The sequence below is a fragment of the Duganella sp. GW821-FHT07F09 genome (assembly GCF_059418705.1).
Genome location: NZ_JBWKQJ010000011.1, coordinates 249,310 through 262,926, shown reverse-complemented (window position 1 = coordinate 262,926; position 13,617 = coordinate 249,310). Strand labels below are relative to the sequence as shown.

Annotated in this window: 9 protein-coding genes and 1 pseudogene; 8 read left to right on the top strand and 2 right to left on the bottom strand. The window is 66.2% G+C overall.

Features of this window, described 5'->3' with window-relative positions; translation table 11 throughout:
• The first annotated feature begins 10 nt into the window (after positions 1–10).
• The 8 genes and pseudogenes from AC07P1_RS26750 (at position 11) to rnk (ending at position 8,890) form a co-directional block, all read left to right on the top strand.
• Entirely contained in the window at positions 11–427 is a 417-nt protein-coding gene (locus AC07P1_RS26750) for a YidB family protein (RefSeq protein ID WP_494698693.1), read from the top strand.
• Between the two features lie 45 nt (positions 428–472).
• Positions 473–871: pseudogene (locus tag AC07P1_RS26745) on the top strand (RES family NAD+ phosphorylase); the annotation flags it as partial.
• Positions 872–894: 23 nt separating this feature from the next.
• Entirely contained in the window at positions 895–1,302 is a 408-nt protein-coding gene (locus tag AC07P1_RS26740; RefSeq protein WP_494698692.1) for a BLUF domain-containing protein, read from the top strand.
• A 28-nt stretch (positions 1,303–1,330) separates the two neighbouring features.
• Positions 1,331–4,009, top strand: a complete 2,679-nt coding sequence (locus AC07P1_RS26735; protein WP_494698691.1) for a bifunctional acetate--CoA ligase family protein/GNAT family N-acetyltransferase — start codon at positions 1,331–1,333, stop codon at positions 4,007–4,009.
• Positions 4,010–4,139: 130 nt separating this feature from the next.
• Positions 4,140–4,505: a collagen-like triple helix repeat-containing protein gene (locus tag AC07P1_RS26730; RefSeq protein ID WP_494698690.1), complete on the top strand. Its 366-nt coding sequence runs from the start codon at positions 4,140–4,142 to the stop codon at positions 4,503–4,505.
• Positions 4,506–4,630: 125 nt separating this feature from the next.
• Complete coding sequence (locus AC07P1_RS26725; RefSeq protein WP_494698689.1) at positions 4,631–6,010, top strand: diguanylate cyclase domain-containing protein; 1,380 nt, start codon at positions 4,631–4,633, stop codon at positions 6,008–6,010.
• Positions 6,011–6,137: 127 nt separating this feature from the next.
• Entirely contained in the window at positions 6,138–8,168 is a 2,031-nt protein-coding gene (locus AC07P1_RS26720; RefSeq protein WP_494698688.1) for a S9 family peptidase, read from the top strand.
• 314 nt (positions 8,169–8,482) lie between these two features.
• Positions 8,483–8,890, top strand: a complete 408-nt coding sequence (gene rnk / locus AC07P1_RS26715; RefSeq protein WP_494698687.1) for a nucleoside diphosphate kinase regulator — start codon at positions 8,483–8,485, stop codon at positions 8,888–8,890.
• A 130-nt stretch (positions 8,891–9,020) separates the two neighbouring features.
• Here rnk and AC07P1_RS26710 read toward each other — a convergent pair whose 3' ends face one another.
• Together AC07P1_RS26710 and AC07P1_RS26705 are read right to left on the bottom strand one after the other, a co-directional pair.
• Positions 9,021–11,813 carry a M16 family metallopeptidase gene (locus AC07P1_RS26710; protein WP_494698686.1) on the bottom strand — a complete coding sequence of 931 codons (2,793 nt, stop codon included), beginning with the start codon at positions 11,811–11,813 and terminating at the stop codon, positions 9,021–9,023.
• A gap of 94 nt (positions 11,814–11,907) precedes the next feature.
• The gene (locus AC07P1_RS26705) at positions 11,908–13,566 is read right to left on the bottom strand and encodes a M28 family metallopeptidase (RefSeq protein ID WP_494698685.1); all 1,659 of its coding nucleotides are present in this window, start codon (positions 13,564–13,566) and stop codon (positions 11,908–11,910) included.
• Positions 13,567–13,617 lie beyond the last annotated feature (51 nt).

Below are 13,617 nucleotides of genomic sequence, written 5' to 3'. Positions count from 1 at the left end.
GGAATACATGATGGGCTTACTCGATCAACTGGCAGGACAAGTCATCGGTTCACTGGGCGCCCAGAAGCAGGACGCCGTCTCCCAAAGCGATCTGCTCGGCGGCGTGATGAACTTGATTAATAACGCCGGCGGCCTGCAAGGCATCCTGCAGCAGCTGCAAGCGAGCGGCATCGCCGACCAGGTCGCGTCATGGATAGGTACCGGCGAGAACGCCCCGGTGTCCGGCAACCAGATCGCCGACGCGCTGGGCGCGGACAAGGTCACGCAGATCGCCCAGCACGCCGGCATCGAACCCGAACACGCGGCCACCGGCCTGGCCCAGTTGCTGCCGCAAATCATCGACAAGCTCACTCCCGGCGGCCAGGTGCCACAGAACGAGCTGCTGGAACAAGGCCTGAGCCTGCTGCGGGGTAAGCTTTTCGGCTGATGCCGGTCCCGCCGCCCGACAACGTAGGCCGGCGGAGCTGGCGCCGGGGCCTTCGGCGGGCGCTGGAACGGCAAGGGGGTCCCGGCGGTGTATGCCGCCACCACCATCGCGCTCGCCACGCTCGAAACCCTGGCCCATTTGGGCGGCAACATCGCCATCCGCAACGCCTTCCTGGTCCGCATCGATGTGCCGGCGTCGGTGTGGAAATCGCGCCGGACCATCGCGGCCGGCGACCTGCCCCCGACCTGGCTGGCCGAGCCGCCCCGGTCGACCTCCATCGACGCCGGCAACGCGTGGCTGGCCGAACGCGCCTCCGCACTGCTGCTGGTGCCCTCGATCGTCGTCCCCGAGGAATACAATGTCCTGATTAATCCTTTGCATCCACAGGTAAGCAAGCTGGCCGCCGCCGTCGTGCGCCAGTTCGTCTACGATCCGAGGCTGTAGGCCCAGACAAATAAGGCGACTCGATGATTCGACTTCTCTATATCAGCAATGCCTGCCCTACAATGTCGGAAGACCAGGTCCAAAACATCCTGACGTCGGCGCGGCGGCATAATCCGGCCAACGGCATCACTGGCGTTTTGATCCACGGTGGCGGACTGTTCATGCAACTGCTGGAAGGGCCGGAACACAAGGTGTTGCGGCAGTATGTGAAGATATTGGACGATCGGCGGCACGACGAGGTCCGTATCCTACATATTTCGCCAACGGACGCTCGAATGTTCGAGCAGTGGTCGATGGGGGGCATCGCCGGCAATCCATTGCAATTCCAACACGTTTCCGAATTGTTCACCCGCCGCCAAGAGGTCGTCCAGGCGACGACGTTCACGAACACCATGCGCGAATTTGCGCAGATGCTCAACGCCAGCAAATAGCATGTCCGCAACCTATCGACCGACGCCCATGGAATCCCACTACCTCACCCCGCTGTTTTCCCCCGAGTCGATCGTCGTCTTCGCCGGCGATGCCGACCAGCCCGATACCCAGACCAGCTACGGCCGCGCCATCGGCGCCCAGCTCGAGCAAGGCGGCTTCACCGGACCGGTCACCTTCCTCCAGGCCGGCATGACCGGCACCCTGACCGAACTGGCCCGGTCGCGCGCCGATCTGGCCATCATCGCCCTGCCCGACGAGGACCTGGCGGTCGCGCTGGAGGTGGCGGGCCGCATCCAATGCCGCGCCGCGCTGATCCTGTCGAGCGGCGTCCAGGCCCCGCTGGCCGGCGAGCTGCATGCCATCGCCCGCAAGTACGGCATCCACCTGCTGGGACCGAACTGTCTCGGCTACCAACGCCCGCGCCTGCACATCAACGCCAGCGTCGCCGGCCAGCTGGCCAGCCCGGGCAGCCTGGCGCTGGTGTCGCAATCGGGCGCACTGACCTCGGCCATCCTCGACTGGGGCAGCCAGAACGCGGTCGGGTTCTCCACCGTGGTCTCGCTGGGGCCCAACACCGCCGTCGATCTGGCGCAGACGCTCGACTTCCTGGCCACCGATCCGGCCACGCAAAGCATCGTCATCTGCATGGAAGGGTTGACCGACGCGCGCCGCTTCATTTCGGCGCTGCGCGGCGCGGCCAACACCAAGCCGGTGGTGGTGCTCAAGGCCGGCCACGCGGCCGCCGCCTCCCAGGCCGCGCTGACCCACTCCGGCGCCATGGTCGCCAGCGATGAAGTGTTCGACGCCGCGCTGCGCCGTACCGGCGCGGTGCGGGTGAAATCGTTCGTGCAGCTGTTCTCGGCGGCGAAATGCCTGGCCTCGCGCTACCGCCCGGTCGGACCGCGGCTGGCCGTCGTCACCAACGGCGGCGGCCCCGGCGTGCTGGCGGCCGATTGGATAGAAGAACTGGGCCTGCGGCTGGCGTGCCTGTCCGACGAGGGCGCGCGGGCGCTGGCGCCGCAACTGCCCGTCCACGCCACCCTGGGCGGCCTGCTCGACCTGTCCGAGGAGGCCGGCGCCGACGCCTTCCGCGCGGCCGTGCTGGCGTGCGCGCGCGACGCCCAGGTCGACGGCATCCTGGTGATCTATTCGCCCAAGCTGGGCAGCGACCCGGACGCCGTGGCGCGCGCCGTCAGCGCCGACGGCGCCGGCCTGGGCAAGCCGCTGTTGACGTGCTGGATGGGCGACAGGAAAGTCGCGGCCGCGCGCCAGATCATCACCGCCGCCGGCATCGCCACGTTCCGCACGCCGGAGGCGGCGGTCGATGGCTTTTCCAGCATCGCATCGTTCTACCAGAACCAGCTGCTGCTGCGCCAAACTCCGCCACCGCTGTCGCAATTGAACCAGCCCGATCTGGACGGCGCCCGCCTGCTGATCGAAGGCGTGCTGGCGGAACGGCGCACCACGCTCACCGAGATGGAATCGAAGTCGCTGCTGGCGGCGTTCCACATTCCCATCACGCAAACCATGCTGGCGCGCAGCGCCGCCGAGGCGATGCTCATCGCCAGCCAGCTCGGCTACCCGGTGGCGCTCAAGATCGATTCGCCCGACATCGCCCACAAATCCGACGTGCAGGGCGTGGCGCTCGACCTGGGCAACGCGGCGGCCGTGCGCGACGGCTATGGCGACATGATGGCCACCGTGCGCAGGCTGGCGCCGGACGCGCGCATCAACGGCGTAACGATCCAGAAGATGGCAGGCAAGCGCAACGGCCGGGAACTCTACATCGGGGTCGTCACGGATCAGCTGTTCGGTCCGGCGATCAGCTTCGGCGCCGGCGGCGTCATGGTGGAGCTGATCGACGACCGCGCCGTCGAACTGCCGCCGCTCAACCTGTTCCTGGCGCAGCGCCTGATCGGCCGCGTGCGCGCCTCGCGGATGCTGGACGAATGGCGCGGCGCGCCACCGGCCCGCCGCGAAGCGGTCGAGCACATCCTGCTGCGGGTCTCGGAGATGGTGTGCGCGCTGCCGCAGCTCAGGGAACTGGACATCAATCCCTTGATCGTCGACGAGCACGGCGCGCTGGTGGTCGATGCGCGCATCGTCGTCGACGCCGCGCCGCCGGCCACGCACAACTACCACCACCTGGCGATCCTGCCCTACCCGTCCGACTACACGCGCGAGTGGCCGATGCGCGGCGGCGGCCAGTACACCTTGCGGCCGGTGCAGCCGGACGACGCCTCGATGCTGCAGGATCTGGTGCGCGGACTGTCGGAAAAATCGCGCTACTACCGCTTCGCCTCCTCGCTGCGCGAGCTGTCGGTGCCGATGCTGGCCCGTTACACGCTGATCGACTACGACCGCGAAATGGCGCTGGTGGCGGTGCGCACGCTGCGCGCGCCGGGGCCCGACGGCGAAATCGTTGCCACCTCGAGCATCATCGGCGTGTCGCGCTACGTCGCCAATCCCGACCGCAGCAGCTGCGAATTCTCGCTGCTGGTCGACGACCGTTACAGCGGCCAGGGTCTGGGCACCCGCCTGATGCTGGACATCATGGACGTGGCGCGCGACAAGGGGCTGAGCGAGATCGTCGGGTTGGTGCTGTGTAAAAACAGCGGCATGCTCAAGCTGATGGCGAGCCTGGGTTTCGACATCCGCCCTTATGCCGACGACCCGGACTTCCGCTTGTGCAGCAAGCCGCTGTAGCGAGGGTGCGTCCGGCGGCGGCATGTCGCCAATCCGGGACACCGGCGCCGGCTATGTACTAAAACGCACGGACCGGCACGGTGAGGGGGAACATGCTGCAGGCAGACCACCCCACCACCAAAGGATTCATATGAAAACCGCACTGATCTTGCTTGCCCTGACCTCGACCCTCGCCCTGAGCGCCTGCCAACGCGAAACGCCGCCGCCGCCGGTGGTGCAGGTTGTCGCCGGCCCCGCCGGAGCGCCCGGCGCCACGGGAGCGACCGGCGCCACCGGTGCCCAGGCCCCGGCGGGCGCCACCGGCGCTACCGGCAAAACCGGCGACAGCGGCGCGCCCGGCTTTGACGGCGCCACCGGCGCGGCCGGCGTCTCGGGCAGCGACGGCGCCAAGGGCGAGTCCGGCGCCACCGGCGCCCCAGGCTACGACGGCGCCAAAGGCGACACCGGCGACAAGGGCAAAGCCGGCGAAACCGTGATCGTCGTGCCACAACGTTAATGCCGGCAACGGCCGGCCCCGCCCGGCCGCCGGCGCCGGCCGGGAACCTTTTCCGATAGCGCCTGTCACACCACACAGTTTGGTCGCCCCGTGTCAACGGCTCGGGCCGCTGGTGGAGGCGCAACATGTCGCTGTCGGACTTCATTCTCGAGCACATCGCTACCATTCTTGACGAATGGGCGAACTTCGCCACCACGTTGGCGCCGGCGAAGTATAAATTCGACCGCGTGGTTTTGCTCGACCACGCCAGGCACATGCTGGAAACGATAGCGGCCGACCTGGCGTTGCCGGAAACGGCGTTCGAGCAGGCGCAGAAATCCAAGGGACGCGCCGCGCAGCCGCCGCCCGCACAACCGACCGCCGCCACGGAGCACGGCCTGGCGCGCATGGAGTCCGGTTTCAGCCTGGTCGCGGCCGTGTCCGAATACCGGGCGCTGCGCGCCAGCGTGACGCGGCTGTGGGAGCGGGTGCCGGAAAACCATCCGATGCCGCCCGCCGGCGTAGCCGACCTGATCCGGTTCAACGAGGCGATCGACCAGGCATTGGGCGAGTCCGTCACCAGTTACTACTACGAAAAAGAACAGCAAACCCGCGTGTTCGACGCCATCCTGTCGTCCACGCCCGACCTCGGCTTCACGTTCGACCTCGACGGCCGCTTCACCTACGCCAACCAGGCCTTCCTCGAGCTGGTGGGGCTGCCGCTGCACGCGGTGCTCGAGAAGAACCACCACGACCTGGGGCTTCCGAACGGCGTCGAGAAAGACCGCCAGGTGCGACTGGTCGTCCATTCCGGGCAGCACGCGCGCGGCGAAGTGCGCTTTACGCTGCCTTCCGGGCGCGACAACGTATATGAATATATCTTCGTCCCGGTCGTGGACGAGGACGGCGCTGTGGAAGCCGTCGCCGGCACCTCGCGCGACATCACCGACCGCAAGGCCCAGGAGCTGCGCAACTGGCGGCAGGCCAACTTCGATCCGCTGACGGACCTGCCCAACCGCTGCCTGTTTCGCGACCGGCTGGAACACGCGGTGCGCCACGCCTGCCGTTCCGGCGCGCCGGTCGCCCTGTTGTTTATCGACCTGGACAAATTCAAGGACGCGAACGACACCTACGGCCACGACGCCGGCGACCTGCTGTTGCAGTACGCGGCGGCGCGCCTGCGCTCGTGCGTGCGGGAGACCGATACCGTGGCCCGGCTGGGCGGCGACGAGTTCACCATCATCGTTCAGGACCTCGGCGGGAATGGACACGTGGAACATGTGGCCAGGAAAATTCTGGAGCAGATGGAAAAACCATTCCACATCAAGCAGCGCGATATCGTCATCTCCGCCAGCATCGGGGTCGCGCTGGCGCCGGGGGGCGCCGACACGCCGGATGCGCTGATGGAACAAGCCGACCGCGCGATGTACGCGTCCAAGCAAGCCGGCGGCAACCGCTTCCGCTTTTATGCCGGGGCCCGTCCGGCCGGGGCCGTGAAACCAGCCCGCGCCCCTCCTCCAGCCTGATTCCTCGCGGCCACGCGCGGTCCATCCCCCGAATCGTGCGGCCTGTCGCATGGTCAACCTGGCAACCTAATATTGGTCTATCATCGCCTTGTGATTTTTTCATTCTTTCCACAACGATGAGGTCCATATGATGCGCTACCTGCTGTCCGCCGCCGTGCTCGCCACCATGCTGCCGGTCCACGCCCAGTCCCCGGCACCATCCGAAGCGTCCGCGCCGGACGTGCCGCTGATCGAGCGCGCCAAGATCTTCGGCAATCCCAGCAAGACCGGCGGGCGCCTCAGCCCGGACGGCAAGTGGCTGTCGTGGATGGCGCCGCGCGACGGCGTGCTCAATGTGTGGGTGGCGCCGGCCGCCGATCCGTCCAAGGCGCGCGCGCTGACCGAGGAAAAAACGCGGCCCATCCGCACCGCCATCTGGTCGCCCGACTCCAAGCAATTGATGTTCATCCAGGACAAGGGCGGCGACGAGAATTTCCTGCTGTACGGCGTCGATGTCGTCAGCGGCAAGCAAACCAGCCTCACGCCGTTCGAAAAGACCCGCGTGCGGCCCATCGCCTACAGCAACAAGGTCAAGGACCGCGTGCTGATCGGCCTGAACAACCGCGACGCGCGCTGGCATGACGTGTACAGCCTGGAGCTGGCCACCGGCAAGCTGACCTTGCTGCTGCAAAACGACGGCTATGCCGGCTTCCTGGCCGACGAGCAGTTGAACCTGCGCGTGGCCGAGAAAGCGCGCCCGGACGGCGGCACCACCTATTTGCGCCTCAAGGACGGCAAGCCCGATGGCGAGCCGCTGGCCGATGTCGGCCTGGACGATTCGCAGACCACCGCGCCGCTGACCTTCACCGCCGACGGCAAGACGCTGTACTGGACCGATTCGCGCGGCCGCAACACTTCGGCGCTGGTGGCGCAGGACGTCGCCACCGGCAAGACCACGATCATCGCGCAGGACGCAAGGGCCGATATCTCCAACGCCCTGTACGATCCCAAAACCGGCGCGGCGCAGGCCTACAGCGTCGATTACCTGAAGCAGGAATACGTGGCGCTGACACCGGCCCTCAAGGCCGACCTCGAGTTCCTGAAGAAGAACATCAAGGGCCAGTTCACCGTGGGCTCGCGCACCGAGTCCGACGACAAATGGCTGGTCTCGGCCGATTCCGTCACGGCGCCGCCGGCCACCTGGCTGTACGAGCGCAAGGCCAAACGGCTGACCAAGCTGTACGTGACCCGGCCTGAGCTGGAAGGCGCGCCGCTGGCGCAGATGTATCCGCAGGAAATCAAGTCGCGCGACGGCCTGACCCTGGTGTCCTACCTGACCCTGCCGAAATCGGCCAGCGCCAGCGAAGCGGGCAAGCCGGCCAAGCCGGCGCCAATGGTGCTGCTGGTACACGGCGGCCCGTGGGCGCGCGACGGCTACGGCTACAATGGCTACCACCAGTGGCTGGCCAACCGCGGCTACGCGGTGCTGTCGGTGAACTTCCGCGGCTCGACCGGCTTCGGCAAGAACTTCATTTCCGCCGGCGATCTGCAATGGGGCCGCAAAATGCACGACGACCTGATCGACGCGGTCGACTGGGCCGTCAAGAGCGGCGTCACCACCGCCGACAAGGTCGCCATCATGGGCGGCTCCTACGGCGGCTACGCGACCCTGGCCGGGCTGGCGTTCACGCCCACCACGTTCGCGTGCGGGGTCGACATCGTCGGCCCGTCCAACCTGTTCACCTTGCTCAAGACCATCCCGCCATACTGGGAGGCGGGCAAACAGCAATTCTACAAGCGCATGGGCGACCCAACCACCGAGGAAGGCAAGGCGCTGCTGAAGGAACGCTCGCCGCTCAACTTCGCCGCCAACATCCAGCGGCCGCTGCTGATCGGCCAGGGCGCCAACGATCCGCGCGTCAACATCGCCGAGTCGGACCAGATCGTCGAAGCGATGGCGTCCAAGAACATTCCGGTCACCTACGTGGTGTTCCCTGACGAAGGCCACGGCTTCGCGCGGCCGGTCAACAACATCGCCTTCAACGCGGTGACCGAGAACTTCCTGGCCAAGTGCCTGAGCGGGCGCGCCGAACCGATCGGCAAGGCGCTCAAGACGTCGACCGCGCAGGTCAAGCACGGCGCCGAGTTCGCGCCGGGCTTGAAGGACGCGATGGAGTAAGCGCGGCGCCACGGGAAGCCTTGGTATATACTAATCCCAGGCTTCCCGATACTAATTCCCTCATGAACATGTTCCGCATTCCCGCGAAGAATCATTGTTCGTCCCTGAACGAGGGAGTATCGCCTGCGGCCGCCCCAACGGCGCGAGACTCCGCCGGCCTTTCCCGGGCTCGGTAAGCGCCCCGCAAGACCACCCGGTCTGCTTCGCACTGCCGAGCCACCCCACAGCAACAACACGCTATCGCGACCGCACGCGGCTTTGCCACGTTCGTCGCGCCCCCGCTTATCCGCGACCATTTACCTGGAGCTATCATCATGCAACCAAAAATCATCGTTTCATCGCTCGACGCCGAACGGCTCGAGATCCTGCTCGACGCCCTACCGCCCGCCGAGGCCGCCGCGCACGAAGGGCTGCTGGAGGAGCTTGGCCGCGCCGAGATCGTCGCGCCGCAGGACATGCCGGCCGGCGTCGTCACCATGAACTCCACCGTGCGCTTCCAGATCGACGCGCCGTCCGAGGAATTGCGTCTGACCCTGGTGTATCCGAGAGACCTGGGCAACACCGCCGAGGCTATATCGATCCTGACGCCGATCGGCAGCGCGCTGCTGGGCATGTCCGTGGGCGACGCCATCGATTGGCCCCGTCCGGACGGGCAACTGGTGCGGGTGCGCATCCTCGAGGTGCTCTATCAACCGGAGCAGGCTGCGGAGCCGGTCCGCTGACAAACGACCGGTTTGGCGACGCTGGGGTAACCACGCGGTGGTTGATCGGCGGAACATATCGTGCGGGCGAAAAAAATCCCCGCCGGGCGTGACACCGGCGGGGATTTTTCAGCACCCTGCCGCCGCCCGACTACAGCGGATTGCCGTCGGCGTCGATCTTGCGCACTTCGCCCAGCTTCAGTTCGCGCACGCCGCTCTCGACCTTGCTCATGTCGCCCACCACCACCCACACCAGCTTGCCCGGCGCGATGGTGCGCGCGGCCAGCGCGTTGGCCTGCTCCGGCGTCATCGCCAGCACCGTGTCGGTGAAGGTGTTGTAGTAGTTCTCCGGCAGCTTGTACTGCAGGATGGTGCTGTAGGCGCCCGCCAGTTGGCCCGCCGTTTCAAACGAGCCCGGCAGCGCCAGGGTTTCATTGCTCTTGGCCTCCGCCAGTTCGGCGGCGGTGATCGGCTTGGCGCCGGCGATGTCGCCGTACTCGCGCACCAGTTCCTGCAGCGCCTCCATGGTCTTGTCGCTTTGCACCGGCGACGTGCTCATGTACAGACGCTGGCCCAGCGCCGGCGACAGGCTGGAACGCACGCCGTACGACCAGTGCTTGTCCTCGCGCAGGTTCATATTGATGCGCGAGCCGAAGTTGCCGCCGAAGATGTTGTTAACCACGCCAAGCTGCACCGCGTCCGGCGAGTTGCGCGGCGGCGCCAGCTGCACGCCGTAGATCACGCTTTGCAGCGCGCCCGGCTTGTCCATCAGATAGACCACCGGCTTGTCGACCGCCGCCACCTGGGCGATGTTCTTCTTCGGCGTCTCGCCGGCCTTCCAGCCGCCGAACGCTTTTTCCAGCAGCGGCGTGATCTCGGCCAGGGTGGTGTCACCCACCACCAGCAAGGTCGCGTTGTTGGGCTTGAACCAGGCCTGGTGATACTTGACCAGGTCGTCGCGGCCGATGCGCGCCACGGACGCCTCGGTGCCGCTGCCGGTCAGCGGCAGCGAATAGGCGTGGCCCTTGCCGTACACCAGCGACGGAATCACGCGCAAGGCCATCGTCGACGGATTGGCTTTTTCGCGCTGGATCGCGGCCAGCTGGTCCTTCTTCAAACGATCCAGCTCATTCTGGGCGAAGGCCGGACGCAGCAGCACATCGGCGTACACGTCCAGCGCCTTCGGCATCGTCGCCTTGAGCGCGTTGAGCTGCACGGAGGCGCCGTCGAGATTGGTGCTGACGGAGAAGTTGGCGCCCAGCGATTCGAATTCCTCGCTGATCTTGGCCGCGTTGCGGGTGGCCGTGCCTTCGTCGAGCATGTTCGTCGTCAGGCTCGCCAGTCCCGGCAACTCCTGCGAATCGGACGCGTAACCGGCATCGACCATCATCGACAGGTTGACCACCGGCGCCGCGTGGCGTTCGGCCAGCACCACCTTCAGGCCGTTCGACAAGGTGGCCTTCTGCATAGGCGGCAGGTTCAGCGATTCGGCCTTGCCCAGCGCCGGCGGCTTGCTGCGGTCCAGCTTGGCCGTGGTGGCGAAATTGGTGGCGAACGGTTTGACTTCCAGCACGTAGTCGCCATCGTCCAGCCAGGCGTTCATCGCCTGCTTGACCTGCGCCGGCGTGGCCGCCTTGACCGCCGCCAGATACTCCTTGTAGCAGTCCGGATTGCCGGTGTAGGTGGTGCAGCTGGCCAGCAAATCGCTCTTGCCGCCGAAGCCGCCGACACGCTCGACGATGCGGGTGTAGGAGGCCAGGATCGCCGTCTTGGCGATCTCCAGCTCGGCAACGCTCGGGCCGGACTTCATCAGCGCGCGTAATTCCTCGTCGGCGATCGCTTCCATCCTGGCCACGTCGGCGCCGGGGCGCGCGGTCAGCACGGCATAAAACTGGCCGGCGATCTCGGAGCTGTTGTTGCCGGCGCTGGCGTCGCTCGCCAGCTGGTCCTTGTAGACCAGGCGCTTGTAGAAGCGTGACGTCTTGCCGCCGCCCAGCACCTGCGCGGCCAGGTCGAGCAGCGGTTCGGTCGCGGTATGCGCACCGGGCACATTCCACACGCGGTAGATGCGCCCCTGCGGCACCCGGTCCTCGACCGTGCCGCGATGGGTGCCGGTGCGCTTGGCGATCCACTCCTTGTGCTTGGCCAGCGGGGGGCCGGCCGGAATGTCGCCGTAGTACTTCTCGACCTTCTCGCGCGCCTGTTCCGGCGTGATGTCGCCGGCCAGCACCAGCACCACGTTGTTCGGGCCGTAGTTGGCCTTGAACCACTCCTGCACGTCGGTCATCGAGGCCGCGTCCAGGTCGGCCATCGAACCGATCGTCGTCCATGAATAGGGATGGCCGGCCGGCCAGGTGTTCTCGGTCAGCAACTGGCGCGTCACGCCGTACGGCTGGTTCTCGCCCTGGCGCTTTTCGTTTTGCACGACGCCGCGCTGCAGGTCCAGCTTTTTCTTGTCGAGCACGCCGAGCAGATGGCCCATGCGGTCGCTCTCGGCGAACAGCGCGAAGTCCAGCATCGAGGTCGGCACGTTCTGGAAGTAGTTGGTGCGGTCGGGATTGGTGGTGCCGTTCAGGTCGGTCGCGCCGATCTGCTGCATGGCGTTGATGTAGGTCTTGTTGAAATTGTCGCTGCCGCTGAACATCAGGTGTTCGAACAGGTGGGCAAAGCCGGTCTTGCCGGGCTTCTCGTTCTTGGAGCCGACGTGGTACCAGGTGTTGACGGCCACCACCGGCGTCTTGTGGTCCTCGTGGACCAGCAGGGTCAGGCCGTTTTTCAGCACGAACTTGGTGTAGGGAATATCGGGAATGGCGATGTCGGACTTGGCCGATTTGGCCGCGGCCGGCTTGGCGGCTTCCGCGGCTTGCACTGCGCTAGCCGCGAGCAAGGCGACGGACATGGCGACGGACGCCGCGATCGTGGTGCGGCGGATGGACATGGTCATGCGGTTTCTCCTCGTGATGGGAATGGCCCTGCAAAACGCGCCGGCACTCTGGCCGGCACGCAACCATTTTATTGCATTTTAGTTAAACATAAAACTATTTACGCTTGGCCTCGGTCTTGTCGCGCGCGGCGCGGAACTCGGCGTCCGGCGCCCAGTTCGGCCAGGCCTTCGACTCGGCCAGGTCGCGGCCCAGCGAGTACAACATGCCCAGGTCGTGCGCCATGCCCTTGAACGACCAATCGGCGCTCCACTCGTCCGACGGCTGGTGGTAGTCGTTGGTGGTGTAGCTCTCTTCGGCCTGCTTGCCGGCCCGCAGGCCGCCGTCGACGAAATCATTGCCCGAGCCATAGGAAATGGCCGGCACGCCGCGCTTGGCGAACGGGAAGTGGTCGGAGCGGAAGAAGTAGCCGGCCTCCGGTTTCGGATCGGCCGAATACACCAGGTTCCATTCCTTGGCCTTGGCGATCAACTGGTCGAGCAACTCGACCTTGGCGCTGCCGGAAATGGTGAAGTTGCGCGACACGCCCCGCGGGCTCAACGCGTCCATATTGATCACGCCGACCGTCTGCGCCAACGGGTACAGCGGGTTCTGCGCGTAGTACTCCGAGCCCAGCAAACCCTTCTCCTCGGCCGTCACGGCCAGGAACAGCACGCTGCGGGCCGGCGCCGGCGCCTTGCCGTAGGCGCGCGCCAGCTCCAGCAGCGCGGCCAGGCCGGTGCCGTTGTCGACCGCGCCGTTATAGATCTTGTCGCCCTTGGCGTTCGGCAAGCCGACGCCCAGGTGGTCCCAATGGCCGCTGTAGATCACGGTCTCGTCGGGCTTGCTGGTGCCGACCATGCGGGCGGCCACGTTCTTCGACGTGATCACCTGCGCGTCGACCGCGTAGTTTGCCGACAGGGTCACGTCCTTCAGCTGCACCGGCTTGAAGTCGCGCGTCTGCGCCAGTTTCTTGAGCGCTTCGAAATCCTGGCCGCCGCGCTTGAACAGGTCGACCGCCAGGTCGCGCTGTATCCAGGCCTCCATCGGCGCGTGCGCCTCGGACGGCTTCTTGCGCACGATGTCGTACATCACGTTGGTGTTGGAATTCTTGACCGTCGGCCAGCCGTACGAGGCCGGCGCCGTCTCGTGCACGATGATGGTGCCGAGCGCGCCGCGCTTGGCCATTTCCTCGTACTTGTAGGTCCAGCGGCCGTAATAGGTCATGGCCTTGCCGCCGAACTCGCCCGCGCCGGTCTCGAAATCGGGATCGTTGATCAGCACCACCGCCAGCTTGCCCTTCAGGTCCACGCCCTTGAAGTCGTCCCACTTGCGCTCCGGCGCGGTCACGCCGTAGCCGACGAACACCAGCGGCGCGTTCTTGAAATCGACCAGCTTGGCGCCGCTCATCGAGGCGCGCACGGCCAGGTCGTCGCCCTGCTTCAGGTCCTGGCTGCCCTTGGCGTCCTTGACCGACAGCTTGACCGGGCCCTTGATCTCGAAACGGCCCAGCGGCACGTCCTGCGTCCAGCTGCGCTCGCCTTTCTTGCCTTTGACCGGATCGCCGCCGGGCTGCATGCCGGCCGCCTTGAACTGCTCGATCAGATAATTGACGGTCTTGGTTTCGCCGGCGGTGTTCGGGCCGCGTCCTTCGAATTCGTCGGACGCCAGCACCTTGACGTCTTGCGACAACTTCTGTGGACTGAATTCGGGACCGGTGGCGGCCTGCGCCAGACCGGCGGCAAGCAAGGCAGTAATGAGCAGGGTGTGTTTCAAGGTAAACCTCCATGGCAAACAGATCGGCAATACTGCCATGAAACCACAAGT